The organism is Streptomyces sp. SID5464, assembly GCF_009862985.1.
Classification (GTDB): Bacteria; Actinomycetota; Actinomycetes; order Streptomycetales; family Streptomycetaceae; genus Streptomyces; species Streptomyces chartreusis_D.
In genome coordinates, this window is record NZ_WWIQ01000022.1 from 492,262 (window position 1) to 515,954 (window position 23,693).

20 protein-coding genes are annotated in these 23,693 nt (G+C 68.9%); 10 read left to right on the plus strand and 10 right to left on the minus strand.

The features are described from left to right. The 3 genes from GTY47_RS17805 to dnaA form a co-directional block, all read right to left on the minus strand. The coding region (locus GTY47_RS17805) for an NAD(P)-binding domain-containing protein (RefSeq protein ID WP_010032701.1) at positions 1 to 481 on the minus strand (481 nt) is incomplete at its 3' end. A 188-nt stretch (positions 482 to 669) separates the two neighbouring features. Next, positions 670 to 1,800, minus strand: a complete 1,131-nt coding sequence (dnaN, locus tag GTY47_RS17810; protein WP_010032702.1) for a DNA polymerase III subunit beta — start codon at positions 1,798 to 1,800, stop codon at positions 670 to 672. 883 nt (positions 1,801 to 2,683) lie between these two features. After that, positions 2,684 to 4,711 (minus strand): chromosomal replication initiator protein DnaA, encoded by a 2,028-nt coding sequence (gene dnaA / locus GTY47_RS17815; RefSeq protein ID WP_078602705.1) that lies wholly within the window; start codon positions 4,709 to 4,711, stop codon positions 2,684 to 2,686. Positions 4,712 to 5,085: 374 nt separating this feature from the next. On the opposite strand from dnaA, the gene rpmH reads away from it, so the two are divergent. From rpmH to GTY47_RS17860, 9 genes are all read left to right on the plus strand, one after another. Then, entirely contained in the window at positions 5,086 to 5,223 is a 138-nt protein-coding gene (gene rpmH, locus GTY47_RS17820; RefSeq protein ID WP_003956500.1) for a 50S ribosomal protein L34, read from the plus strand. A 21-nt stretch (positions 5,224 to 5,244) separates the two neighbouring features. Continuing rightward, the gene (rnpA, locus tag GTY47_RS17825) at positions 5,245 to 5,616 is read left to right on the plus strand and encodes a ribonuclease P protein component (RefSeq protein WP_010032713.1); all 372 of its coding nucleotides are present in this window, start codon (positions 5,245 to 5,247) and stop codon (positions 5,614 to 5,616) included. Beyond that, complete coding sequence (gene yidD / locus GTY47_RS17830; RefSeq protein WP_010032714.1) at positions 5,613 to 5,987, plus strand: membrane protein insertion efficiency factor YidD; 375 nt, start codon at positions 5,613 to 5,615, stop codon at positions 5,985 to 5,987. The genes rnpA and yidD overlap by 4 nt, the downstream gene beginning before the upstream one ends. Positions 5,988 to 5,990: 3 nt before the next feature. Further along, positions 5,991 to 7,265 (plus strand): membrane protein insertase YidC, encoded by a 1,275-nt coding sequence (gene yidC, locus GTY47_RS17835; RefSeq protein WP_010032715.1) that lies wholly within the window; start codon positions 5,991 to 5,993, stop codon positions 7,263 to 7,265. Positions 7,266 to 7,280: 15 nt separating this feature from the next. After that, the gene (locus tag GTY47_RS17840) at positions 7,281 to 7,793 is read left to right on the plus strand and encodes a R3H domain-containing nucleic acid-binding protein (protein WP_010032717.1); all 513 of its coding nucleotides are present in this window, start codon (positions 7,281 to 7,283) and stop codon (positions 7,791 to 7,793) included. Positions 7,794 to 7,918: 125 nt separating this feature from the next. Beyond that, a complete protein-coding gene (gene rsmG, locus GTY47_RS17845) occupies positions 7,919 to 8,635 on the plus strand; it encodes a 16S rRNA (guanine(527)-N(7))-methyltransferase RsmG (RefSeq protein WP_010032719.1) in 717 nt (238 codons plus the stop codon). A 265-nt stretch (positions 8,636 to 8,900) separates the two neighbouring features. Continuing rightward, entirely contained in the window at positions 8,901 to 9,977 is a 1,077-nt protein-coding gene (locus GTY47_RS17850; protein ID WP_078602706.1) for a ParA family protein, read from the plus strand. Further along, positions 9,974 to 11,074, plus strand: coding sequence for a ParB/RepB/Spo0J family partition protein (locus GTY47_RS17855; protein ID WP_029180680.1), 1,101 nt, complete (start codon positions 9,974 to 9,976; stop codon positions 11,072 to 11,074). The genes GTY47_RS17850 and GTY47_RS17855 overlap by 4 nt, the downstream gene beginning before the upstream one ends. 318 nt (positions 11,075 to 11,392) lie before the next feature. Further along, complete coding sequence (locus GTY47_RS17860; protein WP_010032726.1) at positions 11,393 to 12,010, plus strand: GNAT family N-acetyltransferase; 618 nt, start codon at positions 11,393 to 11,395, stop codon at positions 12,008 to 12,010. Positions 12,011 to 12,103: 93 nt separating this feature from the next. On the opposite strand, the gene trxA is transcribed toward GTY47_RS17860, so the two are convergent. The 7 genes from trxA to GTY47_RS17895 all read right to left on the minus strand — a co-directional run bounded on the left by trxA (position 12,104) and on the right by GTY47_RS17895 (position 21,879). Beyond that, a complete protein-coding gene (trxA, locus tag GTY47_RS17865) occupies positions 12,104 to 12,436 on the minus strand; it encodes a thioredoxin (RefSeq protein ID WP_010032728.1) in 333 nt (110 codons plus the stop codon). A gap of 47 nt (positions 12,437 to 12,483) precedes the next feature. Next, positions 12,484 to 13,452, minus strand: coding sequence for a thioredoxin-disulfide reductase (gene trxB, locus GTY47_RS17870; protein ID WP_010032730.1), 969 nt, complete (start codon positions 13,450 to 13,452; stop codon positions 12,484 to 12,486). Between the two features lie 167 nt (positions 13,453 to 13,619). Beyond that, complete coding sequence (locus tag GTY47_RS17875) at positions 13,620 to 14,546, minus strand: membrane protein (RefSeq protein WP_010032732.1); 927 nt, start codon at positions 14,544 to 14,546, stop codon at positions 13,620 to 13,622. After that, positions 14,543 to 15,268 carry an RNA polymerase sigma factor SigM gene (sigM, locus tag GTY47_RS17880; RefSeq protein ID WP_010032733.1) on the minus strand — a complete coding sequence of 242 codons (726 nt, stop codon included), beginning with the start codon at positions 15,266 to 15,268 and terminating at the stop codon, positions 14,543 to 14,545. The genes GTY47_RS17875 and sigM overlap by 4 nt, the downstream gene beginning before the upstream one ends. Positions 15,269 to 15,294: 26 nt before the next feature. Next, positions 15,295 to 17,013, minus strand: coding sequence for a protein kinase family protein (locus GTY47_RS17885; protein WP_010032734.1), 1,719 nt, complete (start codon positions 17,011 to 17,013; stop codon positions 15,295 to 15,297). Between the two features lie 140 nt (positions 17,014 to 17,153). Continuing rightward, the gene (gene murJ, locus GTY47_RS17890; RefSeq protein ID WP_010032735.1) at positions 17,154 to 19,442 is read right to left on the minus strand and encodes a murein biosynthesis integral membrane protein MurJ; all 2,289 of its coding nucleotides are present in this window, start codon (positions 19,440 to 19,442) and stop codon (positions 17,154 to 17,156) included. Between the two features lie 43 nt (positions 19,443 to 19,485). After that, positions 19,486 to 21,879: a DUF6049 family protein gene (locus GTY47_RS17895; protein ID WP_010032736.1), complete on the minus strand. Its 2,394-nt coding sequence runs from the start codon at positions 21,877 to 21,879 to the stop codon at positions 19,486 to 19,488. 257 nt (positions 21,880 to 22,136) lie between these two features. Between GTY47_RS17895 and GTY47_RS17900 the strand changes: the two genes are divergently transcribed. Further along, positions 22,137 to 23,606 carry a CCA tRNA nucleotidyltransferase gene (locus GTY47_RS17900; RefSeq protein WP_173937269.1) on the plus strand — a complete coding sequence of 490 codons (1,470 nt, stop codon included), beginning with the start codon at positions 22,137 to 22,139 and terminating at the stop codon, positions 23,604 to 23,606. Positions 23,607 to 23,693: the final 87 nt, after the last annotated feature.

Below are 23,693 nucleotides of genomic sequence, written 5' to 3' on the forward strand. Positions count from 1 at the left end.
GGCCCGCGCCGACCTTGCCCGCGTGCACCGAGCCGAAGTCGCCCTCCGGCTTGAGGGCGTCGAAGACCGGCCGCACCTTGGCGACGTTCTCCGCGTCGCCGCCGTACATCAGCGCGTAACCGTTCTCCAGGCCCCAGACGCCGCCGGAGACACCACAGTCGACGAAGCCGATGCCCTTGGCCGCCAGCTCCTCCGCGTGCTTCTCGTCGTCGGTCCAGCGGGAGTTGCCGCCGTCCACGACGACGTCGCCGGGCTCCAGCAGTTCGGCCAGCTCGTCGATGGTGGACTGCGTGGGCTCGCCTGCCGGGACCATCACCCAGATCACGCGCGGGCCGCTGAGCTTGCCCACGAGCTCCGGCAGGCTGTGGACATCGGCGAGGTCCGGGTTGCGGTCGTATCCGAAGACGGTGTGGCCCGCGCGGCGTATCCGCTCGCGCATGTTGCCGCCCATCTTGCCGAGGCCGACGAGACCGAGCTCCATCAGTTGTGTTCCTTAGGTTTGCAGGTGTCCGACGTGGCGTTGCGGCACTTTCGTACCCGCGTCCGAGCCTAAACCCGGACGCTCGCGCACATCTGTGGGCATACGCGCTCAGTCGTAGCCCCTCACCTGCGGCTTTACCGGCGGCTTCGTCCTCAGCCTGTGGACAACCGCCGCCGAAACGGTGTGCCTCAGCCGCTGAGCCGCACCGGCATGATCAGGTACTTGTAGGCCTCGTCCGCCTCGGCGTCCAGCGCCGGCTTGCCGCTGAGCAGCGCCGGCTTGGTGGACGTCGTGAAGGACAGCTGCGCGACCGGGGAGTCGATGGCGCTCAGGCCGTCCAGCAGGAACGTCGGGTTGAAGGCGATCGAGATGTCGTCGCCCTCCAGCTGGGCGTCGACCCTTTCCACAGCCTGTGCGTCGTCGCTGGAGCCGGCCTCCAGGATGAGCACGCCCTGCTCGAAGCTGAGCCGCACCGGGGTGTTCCGCTCGGCGACCAGGGCCACTCGCTTGACGGCCTCCACGAAGGGGGCGGTCTCGATCACGGCGACGCTGTTGAACTCCGTCGGGAACAGCGTGCGGTACTTCGGGAGGTCGCCCTCCAGCAGGCGGGTCGTCGTACGGCGGCCGGCGCCCTCGAAGCCGATCAGGCCCTCGCCGGAGCCCGAGCCGGACAGCGCCAGGGTGACCTGGTCGCCGCTCGTCAGGGCCTTGGCGGTGTCCAGCAGCGTCTTGGCGGGCACCAGGGCGACCGCGGAGGCCTCCGGGTTCTCCGGCTTCCACAGGAACTCGCGGACCGCGAAGCGGTAGCGGTCGGTGGACGCCAGCGTGACGGTGTCGCCCTCGATCTCGATGCGGACGCCCGTGAGGACGGGCAGCGTGTCGTCACGTCCGGCGGCGATCGCCACCTGGGCGGCGGCGGAGGCGAAGACCTCGCCGGGGACCGTGCCCGTCGCGTTCGGCATCTGCGGCAGCGCCGGGTACTCCTCCACAGGCAGGGTGTGGAGTGTGAACCGGGAGGAGCCGCAGACCACGGTCGCCCGTACACCGTCTGTGGAAATCTCCACCGGCCGGTTGGGGAGGGCACGGCAGATGTCGGCGAGGAGGCGGCCGGAGACCAGCACCGTGCCCTCCTCCTCGACCTCGGCCTCCACGGAAACACGCGCGGAGACCTCGTAGTCGAAGCTGGACAGGCTCAGCTGGCCGTCCTCGGCCTTCAGCAGCAGGCCGGCGAGGACAGGCGCCGGCGGACGGGCCGGGAGGCTGCGTGCCGCCCAGGCCACTGCCTCCGCGAGTACGTCGCGTTCCACCCGGATCTTCACTGTTGCCGCCTCCTGCTGTTGCCGGCGCTTCTCGCTCTGCCTGGCCCTCGTCGTCTGTGTCGGTGTCGACGGCCCCCGGGATGGGGAGGACACCGGGGACCAGTCTGACGCACCGCACTGACAGTAGGTGCCTCTCGGGGTCAAGTCGTGACGAGGGGCGGTCGGGCGCCGGAGGGCGAGTTGTGCACAGGGCCCGCTTCGAAACGAATTCCCAGCTCTCTCTAGTCGGGAGTAGTAGTAGGGCCTGTGGATACCGTGGATAACCACGTTTGCCCAGCTCAGAGCAGGAATTTTGTCCACCGGTCCTGTGGGTGACGGCGGTGGACAACCAGGGGTCTCTGTGGAGAACAGAAAGTTCTGCACACCCCGTGCACAGGGTGAGGCGAGTTCTCCCCAGTGCCGTCCCCAGCTTTACCCACCTTTCCCACAGCCCAACCCGGCACCTTCGTGTGACGCCTTTCACTCGACCCGGTGAGGAGGCGCGTCGCGTTGCCGAACAGTGGACAGCGATGTGGAGAAGCTGGGGATCGCTGGGGACAACCGGCCTCAACCTGTGGGTTGCCGGTGGACAACTCGATGCACAGCCTGTGGATGCCCGCGCTGTCCACAGTCTGTGGAGATCGTTCGTCCACGAATCCACATGCCACTGAGCTGGTCTGATGGTCCTTCAACAGAGGCCCCTGTGGACACAGTCTGGACAACTTCCCGGTCCCCAGGGTGTGGACGGGAAAAAGTCGCCGAATCTGTGGAGAGTGGCCGTAACCCGGCAGGTATTCGAACAGCCGGCGACCGCGACCTGACGAAGGCCGACCGCGACATGAGGAAGGGCGCCCCCGGAAAACCTGCTCCGGGGGCGCCCTGGGCGTCGTACGACCCGGCTGTGTCAGCCGTTCTTGATGCGGTTGGTCAGCTCGGTGACCTGGTTGTAGATCGAGCGGCGCTCGGCCATCAGATTGCGGATCTTGCGGTCGGCGTGCATGACCGTCGTGTGGTCGCGGCCGCCGAACAGCGCGCCGATCTTCGGCAGCGACAGGTCCGTGAGCTCACGGCACAGGTACATGGCGATCTGCCGGGCGGTGACGAGGGCGCGGCCGCGCGAGGTGCCGCACAGGTCCTCGACGGTCAAGCCGAAGTAGTCCGCCGTCGCGCCCATGATCGCCGTGGACGTGATCTCGGGGGCCGAGTCCTCGCCGCCGGGGATCAGGTCCTTGAGGACGATCTCCGTCAGGCCCAGGTCGACCGGCTGCCGGTTGAGCGAGGCGAACGCCGTGACCCGGATCAGCGCGCCCTCCAGCTCGCGGATGTTGCGCGAGATCCGGGACGCGATGAACTCCAGCACCTCGGGCGGCGCGTTCAGCTGCTCCTGCACCGCCTTCTTGCGGAGGATCGCGATACGCGTCTCCAGCTCGGGCGGCTGGACGTCGGTGATCAGACCCCACTCGAAACGGTTCCGCAGCCGGTCCTCCAGCGTCACCAGCTGCTTGGGCGGCCGGTCGGAGGACAGCACGATCTGCTTGTTGGCGTTGTGGAGCGTGTTGAAGGTGTGGAAGAACTCCTCCTGCGTCGACTCCTTGTCCGCCAGGAACTGGATGTCGTCGACGAGCAGGATGTCCATCTCGCGGTACCGCTTGCGGAAGCTGTCGCCCTTGCCGTCGCGGATGGAGTTGATGAACTCGTTGGTGAACTCCTCCGAGCTCACGTACCGCACCCGCGTGCCCGGGTAGAGGCTGCGCGCGTAGTGCCCGATCGCGTGCAGCAGGTGCGTCTTGCCGAGCCCGGACTCCCCGTAGATGAACAGAGGGTTGTACGCCTTCGCCGGTGCCTCGGCGACAGCGACGGCCGCCGCGTGCGCGAAGCGGTTGGAGGCGCCGATGACGAACGTGTCGAAGAGGTACTTCGGGTTCAGCCGCGCGGTGGGCTCACCCGGGCCGGTCGCCGGAGCGGGCTGCGCGGCCAGCGGGCCGGGCGCGCCGGTCGTGGGCAGGTTCGGGCCGACGGGTCCGCCGCGGTGCACGTGGCCCGAGCCGGCCGGCGGCTCGGGCAGCTCCCGGCGGACCGGGTCGCGCTGGTCGTAGTCGGGGCGTGACGTGTCGTAGTCGGAGCGCGACGCCTCGTTGGAGGGGCGCTCCATGGGCTGCGGGCGGTAGTCCTGGGACTGGGAGCCGTAGGCGTCCTGGGGGGACGAGCCGTACGAGTCCTGCGAACCGCGGGACCCATAGGACCCGCCGTGTCCATGTGAGCCGTAGGAGTCCTGCGACGACCCATGGGATCCGTAGGAATCCTGGGTTCCGTACGAGTCCTGCGAGCCGTAGGCGTCCTGGCTCGGTGACGCGTACGGGTCACGCTCGGGGAAGCCGAGGCGCTGCTGCTGCCAGCTGTAGTCGTCCTGCGACGGGCGCGGCCAGGAGCCGGGCTCGGGGCGCTGGTACTCGGACGGGTACGCGGGACGGGGGGAGGGGAGCTGGTCTCCGCGCGTAGGCGGGAGATGGTCGCCTGCCGTTCCCGGCAACTGGTCGGCGCGGTGGCGGCCGTACCCCTCATAACCGTCGCGGTCCTGGCGCGCGGCCGGAACCTCGGGCTCCTCGTAACGCCCCTGGGGACGGGCCGGGGGCGCCGTGGTGGCCGGGGGCTCGCCCGCGGAGTCGTCGACGGTGATCGCGATCCGGATCGGGCGGCCGCACTCGCGGCTCAGGGTCTCGCTGACGACGGGCGCCAGCCGACCCTCGAGGACGCCTTTCGCGAATTCGTTCGGTACGGCGAGCAGGGCGGTGTCCGCGACCAGCGCGAGCGGCTGGCAGCGCCGGATCCAGTGCTCGTCCTTCGCCTCGACGCCCTGGCCGCGGCCCTCCCCGAGGAGCTGCTCCAATACGCGTGGCCACACTGCGGCAAGATCGGCAGGTACGTCAGCCACAGGGCACGCTCTCTCACAGGTCCCACGAACGTGTGGTTCTGGGACGGCTCGGGATGTAAATCGGGTGGGGCAGGGATAAGGGAACGAATCGGAGTTCCGTCACGGTAGTCAGGGCGGCCGCTGCGGTTCAAGTTGTTGTCCCCAGCCTGTGGACAAGTGTCTCCGGGCGGCTGCTGGTTTGACCGGATGGCGTAGCCGCGCGTACCGTAACCAGGTCGAGTTGTCGATGGCTGCTGCCGCCTGCCTCCGATGGGCACAGGTCACTGGGGTGATCGGTAAGCGGTGCACTCGGGCGTAACTGCGAGCTACTCGTGGGCGCACGGTGACAGCCAGGACGGCACCCCGCAACTACCGATTTCTTCTGGAGCCCCCGAGTGAGCAAGCGCACCTTCCAGCCGAACAACCGTCGTCGCGCGAAGACCCACGGCTTCCGGCTGCGTATGCGCACCCGTGCCGGCCGCGCGATTCTCGCGTCCCGCCGTAGCAAGGGTCGCGCCCGTCTGTCCGCCTGATCCCGGTCAGGTCATGACGTCGTGCTGCCCACCGAGAACCGGCTGAGGCGGCGCGAGGACTTCGCGACCGCGGTACGGCGAGGACGCCGGGCAGGACGCCCGTACCTCGTCGTCCACCTTCGTAGCGGTGCCACGGACCCGCATGCGCCTGGGGAGAGCGCTCCCCCGACGCGTGCGGGTTTCGTCGTGAGCAAAGCCGTGGGCGGTGCGGTCGTACGCAACAAAGTGAAGCGCAGGCTTCGCCACCTGATGCGCGACCGAGTCGCCCAGCTGCCCCCCGGTAGCCTGGTAGTGGTACGAGCGCTGCCCGGTGCGGGCGACGCCGACCATGCACAGCTGGCCCGAGACCTGGACGCCGCCCTCCAGCGGCTGCTGGGAGGGGGCGCGCGATGAAGTACCCGCTGCTTGCTCTGATCAAGCTCTACCAGTGGACGATCAGTCCGCTGCTGGGCCCGGTCTGCAAGTACTACCCGTCGTGCTCCCACTACGGCTTCACGGCCATCGACCGGCACGGTGCCATCAAGGGAACGGCACTCACGGCCTGGCGCATCCTGCGGTGCAATCCGTGGTCGCTGGGTGGTGTGGACCATGTCCCGCCGCGCAAGCGCCCGCGGTGGCACGAAATGCTGCGTAACGCGTGGCGTGCACGCAAGGGCGGGCCCTCCGCCGCCGTCCCGGCCACCGAGGGACAGACTTCTCCCACAAGTCCGTCCAGTCCTTCGAGCCCGGCCGCAGAGACACCGTCCCATGCCCAAGGAGCATGATTAGTGGACACGATTGCCAGCCTCTTCAGCTTCATCACCACACCCGTCTCCTGGGTCATCGTCCAGTTCCACTCGGTGTACGGCGCCATCTTCGGCCCCGACACCGGCTGGGCCTGGGGCCTGTCGATCGTGTCCCTGGTGATCCTGATCCGTATCTGCCTGATCCCGCTCTTCGTGAAGCAGATCAAGGCGACCCGGGCCATGCAGACGCTCCAGCCCGAGATGAAGAAGATCCAGGAGCGCTACAAGAACGACAAGCAGCGTCAGTCCGAAGAGATGATGAAGCTGTACAAGGAGACGGGCACCAACCCGCTCTCCTCGTGCCTTCCCATCCTGGCGCAGTCCCCGTTCTTCTTCGCCCTGTACCACGTGCTCAACAGCATCGCGTCGAACGACACCATCGGCGTGATCAACACCAGCCTCCTGGAGAGCGCGCAGAAGGCGCACATCGTCGGTGCCCCGCTGGCGGTGAAGTTCACCGACAGCGCGTCGAAGGTGGAAGCACTCGGTGCCTCCCTCACCGACGTCCGCGTGGTCACCGCCATCATGATCGTCCTGATGTCGGCGTCGCAGTTCTTCACGCAGCGCCAGCTGATGACGAAGAACGTCGACACCACGGTGAAGACGCCGTTCATGCAGCAGCAGAAGATGCTGATGTACGTCTTCCCGGTCATGTTCGCCGTCTTCGGAATCAACTTCCCGGTCGGTGTCCTCGTCTACTGGCTGACCACCAACGTGTGGACCATGGGCCAGCAGATGTACGTCATCCACAACAACCCGACCCCGGGGTCCAAGGCCCAGGCCGCGTACCTGGAGCGCCTGCACAAGCACGTCACCACGCACGGCAAGGTCAGCCGGCGCCGTGACAAGGTCATCGTGAAGGCCATCGTCGCCAAGGGACGCGACCGCAACGAGTTCGAGCGCAAGTTCATCAACGGCCTCAGCAAGGCCGGCCTCGCCGCTCAGACCGACGGCACCGTGATCAAGAGCGACACCGCTGCCGCCGTCGAGGCCGAGGACGGTACGCCGACCACCGGCACCCCGAAGCGTCAGCAGCCCAAGCGGCAGACCAAGGCACAGCGCCAGTCCGCTGCCGCCAAGGCAGCCGAGGAGTCCGAGCCGAAGACGTCGCTCACCAAGTCCGACGAGCCCGAGGACGCCAAGCCCGCCGCCGCTGCCAAGAAGTCCGGCGCGAAGTCCGGGAGCGGTACCCGCAGCAAGGCCCAGTCCGGACAGCGCAAGGGTCCGCAGCGGCCCAAGTCCCCGTCCAAGAAGTAAGAAGGAGTCCATCCCGTGACGGAAGGCACCACCTCCGCCGCTGCCGAGGGTGCAGACACCCTGACCCGCCTGGAGCAGGAGGGCGAGATCGCGGCGGACTACCTGGAGGGTCTGCTCGACATCGCCGACCTCGACGGCGACATCGACATGGACGTCGAGGCCGACCGTGCCTCTGTCTCGATCATCAGCGACACGGGCAGCCGCGACCTCCAGAAGCTGGTCGGCCGTGACGGTGAGGTGCTGGAGGCGCTCCAGGAGCTCACCCGCCTGGCCGTGCACCGTGAGACCGGTGACCGCAGCCGGCTGATGCTCGACATCGCGGGATACCGCGCCCGGAAGCGTTCCGAGCTGTCCGAGCTGGGCGCCAAGGCCGCCGCCGAGGCCAAGAGCAGCGGTGAGGCCGTGAAGCTGAAGCCGATGACGCCCTTCGAGCGCAAGGTCGTGCACGACGCGGTCAAGGCCGCGGGCCTGCGCAGCGAGTCCGAGGGCGAGGAGCCGCAGCGGTTCGTCGTCGTGCTTCCCGCCTGATCGGCCCCTACGTTTCCCGGCCCCGTCTGTTGCGCAGGCGGGGCCGAACTTTGTCAGCCTGATAGTTCTGGTGGTTCTGGTGTCGGCGCTGGGTGCGCTGACGCGGTACGGAAGGACGGTCCCCCGTGACGGAGGCAGCGGAGCTTCCCCCCGCGCCCGAGCAGGCGCGCGAGGTGTTCGGTGATCGCTTCGCGGATGCGGTGCGGTACGCCGAGCTGCTCGCTGAGACGGGCGTGCAGCGTGGTCTCATCGGCCCGCGTGAAGTGCCCCGCCTGTGGGAGCGGCACCTGCTGAACTGCGCGGTGCTCTCGGAGGTCGTGCCCGAGGGTGTGACGGTGTGCGATGTCGGCTCAGGTGCGGGTCTCCCCGGCATTCCGCTGGCGCTGGTCAGGGAGGACCTGAAGATCACGCTGCTGGAACCGCTGCTGCGGCGTACCACCTTCCTCACCGAGGTCGTGGAACTGCTCGGCCTCGATCATGTGACCGTCGTGCGCGGCCGGGCCGAGGAGGTCATGGGCAAGATCCAGCCCGTCCACGTCGTGACGGCCCGGGCCGTCGCACCCCTCGACCGCCTCGCCACGTGGGGCATCCCGCTGCTGCGGCCGTACGGGGAGATGCTCGCGCTCAAGGGCGACGCCGCCGAGGAGGAGCTGAAGAGCGCATCGGCGGCCCTGAGCAAGCTGGGTGCGGTGGAGACGTCCATCCTGCATGTCGGTGAGGGCGTGGTGGACCCGATGTCCACGGTCGTCCGGGTCGAGGTCGGGGAGAGCCCCGGCGGCGTGCGCTTCGCGGCGAAGCGCGCCAAGGCGGCTCGCACGGGGCGGGCCCGTCGGCGACGCTGATCCGTCCTGAGGACGAGACGTACTCCACACAAGCTGCCAAACCTACGCATGCCGGAGTGTCGCGACAGTTCGGCCACGGCTGCTGTGCATCGTGTTTCACGTGAAACGTCGCTCACTGCTGCACGGCATCATCAGTCGTGGCCGCGCTGCGGCCGAACCCCGCGACCGTAAGCCTCTCGGGTCACTCGATGAGGGAACTGAGTTGTCCACAGAGGTGGATTTCTCCACAGAACGGAAGGCCTCACTGGTTCACGACCCCGAAGACATGGGAGGCTCTGTTCATTGCGAGCCTGAAGTCGAGGAGAGTGAATCCTTGCGGTCCGACGCCAACATCGCGGGACCGATGACCGATCCGGTCCCCGGTCCCCGTACCGAGTCGATGGGGGCGGATGTTTCACGTGAAACACCGCCTCCGATGGACGACACTCCCATCGGTCGTGCTGCCCAACTGGCGGTGGAGGCTCTAGGCCGCGCCGGCGAGGGCCTGCCACGGCCCGAGCAGACCCGAATCATGGTGGTCGCCAACCAGAAGGGCGGTGTGGGCAAGACGACGACGACCGTCAACCTTGCCGCGTCGCTGGCCCTGCACGGTGGCCGGGTTCTGGTGGTCGACCTCGATCCACAGGGCAATGCGTCCACCGCGCTGGGCATCGACCATCACGCCGAAGTCCCGTCCATCTACGACGTGTTGGTGGAGAGTAAGCCGCTTTCCGAGGTCGTCCAGCCGGTCCCCGATGTCGAGGGCCTCTTCTGTGCCCCTGCCACGATCGATCTCGCCGGTGCGGAGATCGAGCTGGTGTCCCTGGTGGCACGGGAGAGCCGGCTGCAGCGCGCCATCCAGGCGTACGAACAGCCGCTGGACTACATCCTCATCGACTGTCCGCCGTCCCTAGGCCTGTTGACCGTCAATGCGTTGGTGGCGGGCCAGGAGGTTCTGATCCCGATCCAGTGCGAGTACTACGCGCTGGAAGGCCTGGGTCAGTTGTTGCGCAACGTGGATCTGGTGCGGGGGCACCTCAACCCCGCCCTCCATGTGTCGACCATCCTGCTCACCATGTACGACGGCCGGACACGACTCGCCTCCCAGGTCGCGGACGAGGTGCGCACCCACTTCGGCGATGAGGTGCTGCGGACGAGCATTCCCAGGTCCGTCCGTATCTCCGAGGCGCCGAGTTATGGGCAGACGGTCCTGACTTACGATCCTGGATCGAGTGGTGCCCTCTCTTATCTTGAGGCGGCACGAGAGATCGCGCTGAAGGGCGTCGGCATCAGCTATGACGCGACGCACGCCCATATCGGCGCACAGCAGAACGACCCGAGCATGGTGGAGGGCATTCAGTGAGCGAGCGACGGAGGGGGCTGGGCCGTGGTCTCGGCGCACTGATCCCTGCGGCCCCGACGGAGAAGTCGGTAGCCCAGGCTGCGGCGGGGGGCGCCGCTTCCACGTCCCCCGCGGCAGTGCCCGTGCTGCCGAACGACCGTGGGGTGGCCGCGGCGAAGGTGGCGACGCTGCCGAATGTTTCACGTGAAACAGAGGAGCCGGCGCAGCCCAGTGCTCCCGCCACGCCTGCGGCGCCCATGGGTGCGCACTTCGCCGAAATCCCCCTCGACTCCATTACGCCGAACCCACGGCAGCCGCGTGAGGTCTTCGACGAGGACGCGCTGGCCGAGCTCATCACCTCCATCAAGGAAGTGGGGCTCCTGCAGCCGGTCGTCGTACGGCAGGTGGGTCCCGCCCACTACGAGCTCATCATGGGCGAGCGCCGCTGGAGGGCCTGCCGCGAGGCCGGGCTGGAGGCGATCCCGGCGATCGTGCGCGCCACGGACGACGAGAAGCTCCTCCTGGACGCTCTGCTGGAGAACCTGCATCGTGCCCAGCTGAACCCGCTGGAAGAGGCAGCTGCCTACGACCAGTTGCTGCGGGACTTCAACTGCACGCACGACCAGCTGGCGGACCGCATCGGCCGATCCCGCCCGCAGGTCTCCAACACCCTGCGGCTGCTGAAGCTCTCGCCGGCGGTGCAGCGCCGGGTGGCCGCCGGAGTGCTCTCCGCCGGTCACGCACGGGCCCTGCTGTCCGTTGAGGACTCGGAGGAGCAGGACAGGCTGGCGCACCGCATCGTGGCCGAGGGGCTGTCGGTGCGAGCCGTCGAGGAGATCGTGACCCTGATGGGGTCGCGTCCTCAGAAGGCCCAGCGGCCCAAGGGCCCGCGTGCCGGTGCTCGTGTCTCTCCCGCCCTGTCCGAGCTCGCCACGCGGCTCTCGGACCGCTTCGAGACGCGGGTGAAGGTCGACCTGGGCCAGAAGAAGGGCAAGATCACCGTCGAGTTCGCCTCCATGGAGGACCTTGAGCGGATCCTCGGCTCACTCGCTCCTGGGGAGGGGCCGGTTCTGCAGAAGAGCCTGCTGGAGGGCGACTCCGAAGAGAGCGAGTCCTGAGCCTCCGGCAGGAGCCGCTTTTATGGATGACAGAGCGGGCCATGTCCGGTGTGTGCCGGAACGTGGCCCGCTCTTTCCTTTCTGGCGGTATCGATGGAATCGCATCGTGGATACGATGCGTTCGGATACGGCGCAACCACCCGGCAGCACCTCTGAGAGGAAGGCAGGGGCCATGCGAACGATGAGCCGCTCTGGACTGGTGAGCGCCGGTTTGGGGCTGGGAGCGGTCGGTGGGTTCATCGGCAGTCTCCTCAGGGAACGGAGCGCTCTGACAGCCGCCCGCGACGCGGCAGGCGAAGGAAGCGAGGATCAGCCTTCATGGGGCGCCGGCTCGTACCGCTCACGTTGGACAACCTTCAGGACCTTCCCAAGCGCTGTCGGTCGTGTGTCTTCTGGGAGCTCGACCCGGTCAGCGGTGAGGCCGCGGTAAAGGCGGGCAAGTCCGCTCTGGAGAAGGAAGCCTGGATCTCGGCCGTTCTGCTGGACTGGGGTTCCTGCGGCCGGGTCGTGTACGTCGACGACGTACCGGTGGGCTTCGTGCTCTACGCCCCTCCCGCCTATGTCCCGCGCTCCACGGCCTTCCCCACGAGTCCCGTCTCCCCCGACGCGGTGCAGCTGATGACCGCGTTCATCGTGCCGGGGTACCAGGGGCAGGGACTCGGCCGGGTGATGGTCCAGACGGTCGCCAAGGATCTGCTGCGGCGCGGGTTCAAAGCGATCGAGGCGTTCGGGGACGCGCGCTGGAAGGAACCGGCCTGTGTGCTGCCCGCCGACCACCTCCTGGCGGTGGGCTTCAAGACGGTCCGGCAACACCCCACGTATCCCCGGCTGAGGCTGGAACTGCGGTCGACGCTCTCCTGGAAGGAAGACGTCGAGATGGCCCTCGACCGGCTCCTGGGAGCCGTACAGAAGGAGCCGGCGCTGCGGCCGCTGTAGGGCAGGCAGTCAAACGAATGGGCCAACCCTTCCGGGTTGGCCCATTCGTGTTTCACGTGAAACATGCGCCGTCGCTCAGACGGCTTCGCCGGTTCACTCGGCGATGAACTCCTCGAGGTCGCGAACGATCGCGGCCTTCGGCTTGGCGCCCACGATGGTCTTGGCGACCTCACCACCCTGGTAGACGTTCAGGGTCGGGATGGACATGACGCCGTACTTGGCGGCCGTACCCGGGTTCTCGTCGATGTTCAGCTTGACGACCTCGATCTTGTCGCCGTACTCGGAGGCGATCGCCTCAAGGGACGGCGCGATCTGGCGGCACGGACCGCACCAGGCGGCCCAGAAGTCCACCAGGACGGGCTTGTCGCTCTTGAGGACGTCCTGCTCGAAGGAGTCGTCGGTCACATTCTTCAGGGTGCCGGCCACGGCGGGCTCCTTAACTGGTTGGTGCGTGGGGCGGGTAGGGAGAGAGGTCAGACAGCGGTCTTCTCGGGCTCGGGCTGCTCCTCGTCCGCGAGGGCGGCGAGGTAGCGCTCGGCGTCGAGAGCAGCGGAGCAGCCGGTCCCCGCCGCGGTGATCGCCTGGCGGTAGGTGTGGTCGACCACGTCGCCGGCACCGAAGACACCGGTCAGGTTGGTGCGCGTCGACGGCGCGGCCACCTTCAGGTAGCCCTCGTCGTCCAGGTCGAGCTGACCCTTGAAGAGCTCGGTGCGAGGGTCGTGACCGATGGCGATGAAGAGACCGGTCACCGGCAGGTCCGAAAGCTCGCCGGTCTTGAGGTTGCGCAGCTTCAGGCCCGAGAGCTTCGGGTCACCCTGGATCTCGGCGACCTCGCTGTCCCACACGAACGAGATCTTCGGGTCGGCGAAGGCGCGCTCCTGCATGGCCTTGGAGGCACGCAGGGTGTCGCGGCGGTGGACGACGGTCACGGACTTGGCGAACCGCGAGAGGAAGGTGGCCTCCTCCATGGCGGTGTCGCCACCACCGATCACGGCGATGTCCTGGTCCTTGAAGAAGAACCCGTCACAGGTGGCGCACCAGGACACCCCACGGCCGGAGAGGGCGTCCTCGTTCGGCAGACCGAGCTTGCGGTGCTGCGAGCCGGTGGCGACGATGACGGCCTTGGCCCGGTGGACGGTACCGGCCGTGTCCGTGACGGTCTTGATCTCACCGGTCAGGTCGACGGCGACGATGTCGTCCGGGACGAGCTCGGCGCCGAAGCGCTCCGCCTGGGCCCGCATGTTGTCCATGAGCTCGGGGCCCATGATGCCGTCCTGGAAGCCCGGGAAGTTCTCGACGTCGGTGGTGTTCATGAGCGCACCGCCGGCGGTGACGGCACCCTCGAACACCAGTGGCTTCAGCGACGCGCGCGCGGTGTAGAGCGCCGCCGTATAGCCGGCGGGCCCGGAGCCGATGATGATCACGTTACGGACGTCGCTCACGGCTTGATTCCTCGTCTCTGGACTGCGTCGTTCGACCGGTGGGAGCTTCTCTCGGAGCTCTCACCCCACCCAACGGATCCTAAGGGGCGCGCATTCCCGGTGTGTCCGGGCACACGGAGAAGCGGCCCTGTGCCGGGTACCGCGCAGGGCGCAGACGAAGACGTGCCTCAGGCGGACGGGTACGAGCGCTGAAGAAGGACCTTGCCCTCGGCGGTCGCCGGCGCATGATCCGCACAGGTCGCGTCGACGATGTAGGCAGTGACCCGAGTCGGGTCGGATGTGTCGGGGAGCAGCACCAGCATGGCCTTCTTCCCCTGATACCTGCCGTTCTCGACCGCCAGGGCCGTGTCCTTGCGTCCGATGCCGTCGCGGACGCAGCCGGGCACGGTGGGCTCCCGGAAGACCTGGGGATGGTCGGTGCCGGGGGCGGTCGCCGCGCCGAAGGGGGTGCGGGAACCCCCCTCCTTCTTGCTCTGCTTCTGGGCCAGGAGATCGGTGACCTGCTTCTCGAGCTTCCCCTCGGAGAAGGTGTCCGCCGGCGCGCTCTGCTGTCCGCCCGCCGTGTCATGCCGGGGCTTGCCGTCGCCGAGTGACGACAGCAGGACGGAGCCCAGTCCCAGGGCGGCGACGGTGAAGACGGTCCCCAGAACGGCGATCCTGCGGCGGCCGTTCCGCGTGCGGCCCTTGCGACCCGGGCCGGTGGTGGACGACCGGGGGCGCCCGGCGGGTCGGTCGGCGGGCGTCGATGTTTCACGTGAAACATGCGCACCACTGTCGTCCTCGGACATAGGACGGGGAGTGCTCACGGGCGTCTGGCTCTCCGCGGCCTCCGGCACCATGGCGTTCAGCAGGGCCTCGGCGGCGAGGGCGGCATCGATGCGGCCCGCGACATCGGCGGGCATGCGCGGCGGGCCCGGCAGCGTGCCGAGCAGCCCGCGGATCTCCTCCAGGGAGGCATAGACGTCCGCGCAGAGCTCGCACCCGTCCAGATGCCGGCGTACGTCGGTGCTCCGGGACGGTGCGAGGAGGCCCTCGGCGAGGTCGGAGATCTCCGCGACGTCCGGGTGCCCGGCCATGTCTGTCGTCGACGTCACGCTCGTCCACCTCCGCCCTTCACTGCCGCTGGGTCGCTCGGTCCTGTGTCCGGTGGTTCCGCTCGGCGCGGTCCCGCTGCGGGTGGGACGGCTGGCCCCTGCGTCCGGTTCCGTTCCCCGCCGGGCTTCTTGCTCTCACCGGGGTTGTCCGGCCGTAGGTGGGTGAGCAGCGGCAGGAGTCTGGCTCTGCCGCGCGCACATCGGCTCTTCACCGTGCCGGTCGGAACGTCGAGGATGCGGGCCGCCTCCGCGACCGGGTAGCCCTGCATGTCCACCAGGACGAGCGCCGCTCGCTGGTCGGCCGGCAGGGTCCCCAGGGCTTCGATGAGCTGCCGGTGGAGATCGTTGCGCTCCGCGGGCGCCGAAGCCGACTCGTGCGGCTCCAGCAGCTGCTCCAGGCGCTCGGTGTCGTCGACGGGAGAGGTCTTCCGGGAGGCGACCTTGCGGGCGCGGTCCAGGCAGGCGTTCACCGTGATCCTGTGCAGCCACGTCGTGACGGCCGACTGGCCCCGGAAGGTGTGGGCGGCCCGGTAGGCGGAGACGAGGGCGTCCTGCACCGCGTCAGCGGCCTCCTCGCGGTCTCCCAGCGTCCGCAGGGCTACGGCCCAGAGCCGATCGCGGTGCCGCCGCACGATCTCACCGAAGGCGTCGGGGTCGCCCGCGACGTGCCGGGCGAGGAGGTCCTGATCACTTGCACCGCTGGACTCGGCGCGGTCCGCCATCGAACCCCCTTCCCCTCTGTCGGCTCTCAGCCCGTGAACTTCACTTCGGTGATGGCCTGCTTGTAGCCCGGGTTGCTGAAGTTGGCGGGGTCGTCGCCGGAGTACGGCAGGGCCGTCAGCCACACCAGGAGGTACCGGCTCTTCACCGGCTTGTCGACGGTCACCTTCGCGGAGGTGGTGCTCGTCGTCGCCTTGCCCAGCTTCGTCATGGAACTCAGCGGCGTGGTCGAGCCGAGGGAGTCGGTCGCGTACAGCTCGACCGTGGTGTGGTCGCCGCCGTAGCGCAGCGAGAGGGCCGCCGCCGAGACCTCCTTCTCGGATCCGAGGTCGTAGACGATGCCGACACCTGGCTTTATCACCATCTTCGGGCCGTCCAGGTAGCTGTTGGTGCGCCAGCCCGTGGACGTGTTGCCGTCGTAGGTCTTGGTCACGTCAGCGGGGTGCTGGGCGTCACCCTTGGCGACGTACTCCTCGGCGCCCTTGATGGCGATCGGCGTGAGTGCCGGGGACTTCTTGTTCTTGTCGCCGTCCTCGTTGTTCTGCGTCTGGCCCGGGTCGTCCTTCTTGCCGCCCTGGTCCATCAGCGCGTCCGCCAGCTGCCAGCTGCCGAGGCCCAGCGCGGCGATCAGGAGCCCGGACACGGCCCACTTCAGTGCCTTGCCCGTGCGGCTCTGCAACGGGGGCGGCGGGGTCGGGACCGGCTGGGTGGCACCGGGGCGCGGGGCCTGGCGGCCGTACGTGCCCTGCTGGTACGACGTGCGCTGGTACTCGGGCGGGGCGGTGAACGCCGGCTCCGGCGGGCGGATACGGGGCATCTCGCCGATCGCCTTCACCAGCTCCTCCGGCGTGGTGCACGGCGACTCGTGCCGGGAGGCGGTGGCGCCGTCGTTGACGAGCGCGCGCATGGAGAGTTCGGAGAGGCCGCGGTGCACACCGGCACGCACCTGGTCGGGCGCGATCAGGCCGATGTCCTTCGGCAGGCCGGACAGCCCGTAGGCATCGCTCTCGTACGGCCAGCGCTGGGTGAGCGCCGCGTACAGCAGGGCGCCGATGGCCTCGGTGTCGGTGCGCTGCGGGGTGTCGGACGCGACGCCCCGCAGCGCGGCGTTCACCGCGAGCCCGCGGATGCGCCACTGGCCGGTCGAGGTACGCAGGACGGCGTTGGGGTTCAGCCGCAGATGGGCGAGACCTTCGCGATGGGCGGCGGCCATGGCGGAGGCGATCTGGCTGACCATCTGGTAGGCGTCGTACGGCTCCAGCGGCCCGGAGGCGAGGAGCGTGGTCAGTTCCGTCGCGTCCGGAAGCCACTCGTGGACGACGTAGACGAGGTCGTTCTCCTCCACCGCGTCCAGCACCTGGACGAAGCGCGGGTCGCCCAACAGGGCGGAGGAGCGGGCGGCGGCCAGGACGGACCGGGCCCGTGAGTGGTCAGCGGGCAGGATGTGCACGCCGACGGCACGACGGAGCTTCTCGTCCACGGCACGCCAACTGCTGAAACCGTCCAGACGGGTGACGCACTCCTCGAGGCGGTAGCGTCTGGCGAGTTTGTGACCACTGTGCAGTTCGGGCGGCGAGGTCTTCGCTGGACCGTCGGTCCGGGTGCTCTCCTGTACCTCGTCGCTGTCCGTGTCCCGCTCCCGGTTCTTGGCCACCCCGTCGGCCGTGGACTGGTCCGCCTGTGCGGTCAGCGACGTCTCGTCGCTGTTGTCTGCCACGTCGACGGCAGCCGTACTCCGTTCCGCCACCGTCGTTCCTGCCTCCCCATCCATTGCGCGCCGCCCGGCATCCGTTGCGCGCCGTCCGACGCCGAAACCAATTGTGCCCACAGTCCGCCGCTATGCACGACACGCGGTGGCTGACGATGGTTGTGCGCCCACCTCCCGACTCAGCGTCCCAGGCGTCCGCGGACCATGCCGACCAGCGAGTTGAGCTCCTCGATGCGCATGCGGCGGGCGGCGACAAAGAAGATCACGAGCAGGACCGCGCCTCCGGCCAGCACGGCGGCGAGCGACCCCACGACGCCCTGGCCGAGCGTGCGGCCGATGCCGTAGCAGGCCGCGCCGCTGAGCAGGGCGGCCGGGACCGACGCGATGCACAGCCGGGCGTAAGTCCGCAGGACACGGGAGCCGTCGAGGTCCCCGCCCAGCCGCTTGCGCAGCCGGCGCCAGGCGACCCCGACGCCGATCGCGTAGGCCAGGCCGTAGGAGGCGGCCATGCCGACCACGGCCCAGCGCGACGGGATGACGAAGTAGCAGATCGCCGAGGCGCCCGCGTTGACCGCGGCCACGATGACCGTGTTGTAGAAGGGAGTTCGAGTGTCCTCGTAGGCGTAGAAGGCCCGCAGGACGACGTACTGCACGGAGTACGGGATCAGGCCGAGACCGAACGCCATCAGCATGAAGCCCATGTTGGTGGCTTCGCTGGTGCCGGAGGAGCCGAACATCAGGGTGCACATGGGGATGCCGAGCGAGAGGAAACCGAACGCGATCGGCACGATGGCGACCGCCGTGTTGCGCAGGCCCTGTGAGATGTCGTCGCGGACGGCACCGCCGTCGCCCTCGGCCGCCGAGCGCGACAGGCGCGGCAGCAGGGCGGCCATGAGGGAGACCGTGATGATGGCCTGCGGCAGGCCCCAGATCAGCTGGGCGTTGGCGTAGGCGGCGAAGCCGGTGCCGTCGACCGGCGAGGCCTTGCCCGCCGCGGTGGACAGCTGGATGACGATCATGGCGCCCGCCTGGTTGGCCAGGACGAACAGGACCGTCCACTTGGCGAGCGTGACGGCCTTGCCGAGGCCCTGGCCCCTCCAGTCGAAGCGCAGCCGCAGCCGGAAGCCCGTCTCGCGCAGGTAGGGGATCATCGCCAGGGCCTGGACCATGAGGCCGAGCAGCACACCGATGCCGAGGAGGCGCTGGCCCTCCGGCGGGATGGTGGTGACCTTCATCCCCGAGTCGGCGGCGGTGCCGTAGACGTAGATGAACATGCCCAGCGTCACGATGATGACGATGTTGTTCAGGACCGGGGTCCACATCATCGCGCCGAACTTCCCGCGGGCGTTGAGGATCTGCCCCATCACCACGTGGACGCCCATGAAGAAGATCGAGGGCAGGAAGTACTGGACGAAGGTGATGCCGACCTGGTTCGCCGCCGGGTCGCTGGCGACCGGGTCGGACAGCATGCGGATCAGCAGCGGCGCGCCGAAGATCGAAAGCGCGGTGAGCGCGCCGAGCGTCACCATGACGAGCGTCAGCAGGCGGTTGGCATACGCCTCGCCGCCGTCGTCGTCCTCCTTCATGGAGCGGACGAGCTGCGGCACGAAGACGGAGTTGAGACCGCCGCCGACGGTGAGGATGTAGATCATCGTCGGCAGCTGGTAGGCGACCTGGAAGGTGTCACCGAGGAGGCCGACGCCGAGGGCCGACACGATCAGAGCGGAGCGGATGAAGCCGGTGAGGCGGGAGACCATCGTGCCCGCCGCCATCACGGCACTGGACTTCATCAGACCCGCGGCGCGGCCGCCCTTCTTCGGAGCGGGCGGGGCAGCGGCCTCCGGGGCAGGGGTGTCATCCACCGACGGCGTCGCCGCCGTCTCGCCGGGAGCCGGGTACTGACCTGCCGCGTACTGCCCCTGCGCCATCTGGCCCGGGGCCGCTGACGGGCCGGGGACCGACGGCGACTCGTAGGACGGGTGGCCGCTGGCCTGCTGCTGGTCCCGGAAGAGATGCGCGAACGCGTCCGGCTCCTGGCGCGGCTCGCCCGCCTGGGAGACGAGGTCGTCCACGCCCACGAACTGGGTGGTCCGGGCGTCGTCGCCGTACGGCAGGTGCCTGCTCGGGCCCTCCGGCTCCGGCGCGGGCGTCCTGGCCCACACCTGCGGGTCGGGCGCGTACGGCGACTGCGGAGGCTGGGCGTACAGCTGCTGCGGCGGCTGGTACGTGCCCGGAGGGGGAGGGGGGTGCGCGGCGCGGTCGTAGCGCGCCTCGGCGACCGGGTCCTGGGCGCTGAGGTCCTGTGCCCGGTAGGGGTCCTGGGTGTAGGCGTCCTGGAGGTACATGTCCGCGGGCGGTTGCGGCGGCACCTGACCGTGCTCGGGCGGCGGGCCCTCGGGCCCACCCGACTCGGGGTAGCCCGAGCTGCCCACGCCACGGCCGTGGTCACCGTCGTACGGCGCGTTCATGGTTACCCCACCTCATCGTCCCGGGCCCACCGGCCACGACATCTCAACGGTCCACTCTCTCACCCGTGCCGGACGGGTCGGCGCTTTCCGCTGCGGTGTCCGGGGCCGGGTCACTCGCCTGCTGGGCGTCTGCCCGTGAGCCGGCCTCGGACTCCTCCTTGAGACGGTCGCCGGGGGCCTCCGGGTTCTGCGGAGCGCCGACCGGGCTGTCGGCATCGTCCTCCGCCTCCGCAGTGGCGTCTTCGGCGGCCTCGCGGGCGGCGGCGCGCTTGCGCTGGGTGTACATACGGAAGCCGGCGAGGACCAGGAGCAGGACGCCGCCGCCGATGACCAGCATCACGGTGGGGGTGACCTCGGTGACCTTCACGTCGAACGTGACGGGTTCGCCGTACTTCTGGCCGTCCTCCGTGTACAGCTGGGCCTCCACCTTCGCCCGGCCGTTCGCGTTGGCGGACGTGGTGAACTTCACCGACTGGCTGTGCCCGCCGTTCACGGCGACCGGCTGCTCCTCGTAGGCTTTGCCGTCGATCTTGAGTCGCGTCGGGTTCTGCGACGTGAGCCGCAGCTCCAGGTGCTCGACGCCCTGGACCAGGTTGTTCTGGACGGTGACCGGGATCGTGGCGCTGCGGCCTGAGAGCTTGGTCTCCGACTTCTCGATCAGCTTGACCCCGTCGATCAGCCCGTCGAGGTAGGACTCGACGTCGTCGCGGTATCCCACCGCGGCGACGCCCCGGCCCCGCCACGACGTGGACATCTCGCGGTTCATGGCCCGCCCGAAGGGGGTGACCACCCGGGACTCGTCGGTGAGGATCACCTTGAAGTTGTCGAGCTTGGCCCGCGTCCTCGCGATCTGCTCGAAGGCGGCCCGCGGCAGCTCCTGCTTGCGCAGCGAAGAGGGGTACGCGGAGCCGGGCGGCACCTTCCTGTTGGCCGACGGGTCCGGCTTGGCCTTGGCGGCGGCCGCGAGGTCCTGCGACTCGGACCAGTTCCCGCCCTGGAGGGCTCCCAGCGCCTCGGCCATCGCCTGCGCCTGGCTCACGGAGGGCGTGCGCTGCGGGGCGACGACGACGCTGCGCTGCTTGCCGGTCTGGAGGCCGAGCGTCAGGCTCTGGGCCAGGAAGCGCTGCACGGCGAGCGTGGACGCGGAGGCCTTCGTCAGGTTGCCCTGGAACGCCGTCGACATCCGGGAGTCCGCGACGACCGCCGTGGTGCCACCACCGATGGGCCGGGCCGCGGAGGGCGTGTACGACAGGTCGTCCTGGAGGCTGTCGCTGCGGGCGATCACCTTGTCGGCGCCCGCGGAGGTCGCGACCTTCATGATCGACGGGTCGACGGCGCCGTCCACGGGCCATGCGAAGTCCTTGGACGGTTTCACGTGGAGGACCGTCTGCACCGTGTTGTCGACGGCGTCGGTGGCCTCCTTGAGGTGGCTCAGCGAGCCCGTGACGGCCGTGCCATTGTGGGCGAGGGAGGCCAGGTCCGGATCACCGAACGGCAGGGCGACGACCTCCTTGCCCGCCACCGCCTGCTGGAGCTCGGAGAGCCACTGCTTGGCGACCTCCTGACTCCTGCCGGGGGCGGTGGCGCCGTCCTCGCCCCTGACCTCGTAGTTCCGCGTCATCGCGTCGACGGACGCCAACAGGTCCGGGTCGATCACCCAGGTGATGTCGAGGTCCTTGCCCAGCGACACCATCTGGTCGAGGCGGCCGCCCGGGGAGATCTCCTCGGCGAGGTCGTCGTTGCTGAAGACCGGCGTCTGCTGCTCGTTCGACCCCGTCTCGGCCGTCATGTGGACGTCGGATACGAGCGGCCACAGGAACGTGGTCTTCGTCTTGGTGCCGGCCTCCTCCGGCTGCCACGGCAGGAACGTGCGCTGGACGCCGAGAACCTGGTCCCAGGGCTGGGCGGCGGTCTCACCGGAGAGCGCGACGGCCAGCTGGTAGACACCGTCCTGGCCGAGGTCCAGCTCGTCGGCCGGCACGGAGATGTTGAAGGGCTCCGCAACGCCGGGGGTGAGCTTGGAGAACTTCTCGCTGTACTTGCCGCCGACTGCCTCGCCCGTGGGGCCCTGGACGTCGTCGCTCTTCTTGGCGAGGCTGTCGATGGCGGAGCGCGTGTCGAGCGAAGGCCCCACCCGCAGGTCGACGTGGGCGCCGGTGACTGGCTGCTTGCCGTTGTTGGTCACCGTGCCCGTCACGGTCACCGTGTCCCCCTCGGTGGGGGCGCTGGGGCTGAGCGAATCGACAGCGACGGACACCGAGCCCGTGCCGGGGGCAGCCTGCGGGGACTCCTGCCCGGCCGCGTCCGCCGGCATCGCGGCGGGCAACTGGAGAAGTCCGGCCAGCAGGGGCGCACCGGCGAGCAGTGCCCCGGTGCGCCGTAGCCACCGGCGGGCAGGTGAGGCACTGGTCCCCTGGAAGTCTGCCGCCTCGGCCACGCGCTCGCCCGTCCCTCGTCGTCGTCAGTGGTCGTCGGAATGTGCGTCCACGCATGGTAACGATGCGCGCTGAGGGGAAGTGCCGCGGTCCGTTCCACAAGATCGCGGCCCGGCGCCGAGCTGTCCGGTATGTCGCTGTATGACGGAGAGCGGTGGTCTCCGTCTCAAGGGCTTCTCTTGTGCGCGTATTGACGGACGTGTCTGCATGCGTAATGGGGGGAGCTCCGGGGTGCCCGGGCCACGTACCCTCTTCTGTTGTGCCGAACGCCAACGAAGAAAAGCCCAGTGCCCTGAGCCAGGTGCAGCACCGCGCGGTCAGTGAACTGCTGCGGATCGCTCCTGTCGCCGACGACCTCGCCCGCCGCTTCCAGGAGGCCGGGTTCTCACTTGCCCTGGTCGGCGGCTCGGTCCGGGACGCGCTGCTGGGCCGGCTCGGCAACGATCTGGACTTCACGACCGACGCCCGTCCCCAGGACGTACTCAAGATCGTGCGCCCATGGGCGGACGCCGTCTGGGAGGTCGGGATCGCCTTCGGCACGGTCGGGGCGCAGAAGGATGCCCGCGTCGGAGACGCTGATCGACGCTTTCAGATCGAGGTGACCACCTACCGGTCGGAGGCTTACGACCGGACCTCGCGCAAGCCCGAGGTGTCGTACGGCGACTCCATCGAGGAAGATCTCGTCCGCCGTGACTTCACGGTGAACGCGATGGCCGTCGCACTGCCGGAGAAGGAGTTCATCGATCCGCACGGCGGGCTTCAGGATTTGGCGTCGCGTGTGCTGCGTACTCCTGGTACCCCGGAGGAGTCCTTCTCTGACGATCCGCTGCGGATGATGCGGGCGGCGCGCTTCGCGGCTCAGCTCGACTTCGAGGTCGCCCCCGAGGTCGTCGCGGCGATGAACGCGATGGCCGGGCGTATCGAGATCGTCTCGGCCGAGCGGGTGCGGGACGAGCTGAACAAGCTGATCCTGTCGCCGCACCCCCGCAAGGGCCTGTCGCTGCTCGTCGAGACGGGCCTCGCCGACCGCGTGCTGCCCGAGCTGCCGGCCTTGCGTCTGGAGCGTGACGAGCACCACCGGCACAAGGACGTCTACGACCACACGCTGATCGTCCTGGAGCAGGCGATGGCACTGGAGGACGACGGTCCCGACCTGACCCTCCGCCTGGCCGCCCTGCTGCACGACATCGGCAAGCCCCGCACGCGTCGCTTCGAGAAGGACGGCCGGGTCTCGTTCCACCACCATGAGGTGGTCGGGGCGAAGATGACCAAGAAGCGCATGACGGCGTTGAAGTACTCCAACGAGCTGGTGAAGGACGTCTCACGTCTGGTCGAGCTCCACCTGCGCTTCCACGGCTACGGCACCGGCGAGTGGACGGACTCGGCGGTCCGCCGCTACGTCCGTGACGCCGGCCCGCTCCTCGACCGCCTCCACAAGCTGACCCGCTCGGACTGCACCACGCGCAACAAGCGCAAGGCGGCGGCCCTGTCGCGTGCGTACGACGGTCTGGAGGAGCGGATCGCCAAGCTTCAGGAGCAGGAGGAGCTGGACTCGATCCGCCCCGACCTCGACGGCAACCAGATCATGGAGATCCTCGGCGTCGGTCCCGGTCCGGTCATCGGCCGCGCGTACAAGCACATGCTGGAGCTGCGCCTGGAGAACGGGCCGATGGAGTACGACTCCGCGGTGGCCGCACTCAAGGAGTGGTGGGCCGACCAGGAGGGCTGAGGCTGTGAACGGGGTCATGTTTCACGTGAAACATGACCCCGGAGACGGACCGAGGGGCGGTGTTTCACGTGAAACACCGCCCCTCGC

Excerpts from the sequence above, each read along its gene's own strand:
- GTY47_RS17850 (WP_078602706.1), top strand. The coding sequence starts at position 8,901 with ATGGGAGGCTCTGTTCATTGCGAGCCTGAAGTCGAGGAGAGTGAATCC.
- yidD (WP_010032714.1), top strand. The coding sequence starts at position 5,613 with ATGAAGTACCCGCTGCTTGCTCTGATCAAGCTCTACCAGTGGACGATC.
- sigM (WP_010032733.1), bottom strand. The coding sequence starts at position 15,268 with ATGGCGGACCGCGCCGAGTCCAGCGGTGCAAGTGATCAGGACCTCCTC.
- GTY47_RS17860 (WP_010032726.1), top strand. The coding sequence starts at position 11,393 with ATGGGGCGCCGGCTCGTACCGCTCACGTTGGACAACCTTCAGGACCTT.
- murJ (WP_010032735.1), bottom strand. The coding sequence starts at position 19,442 with ATGAACGCGCCGTACGACGGTGACCACGGCCGTGGCGTGGGCAGCTCG.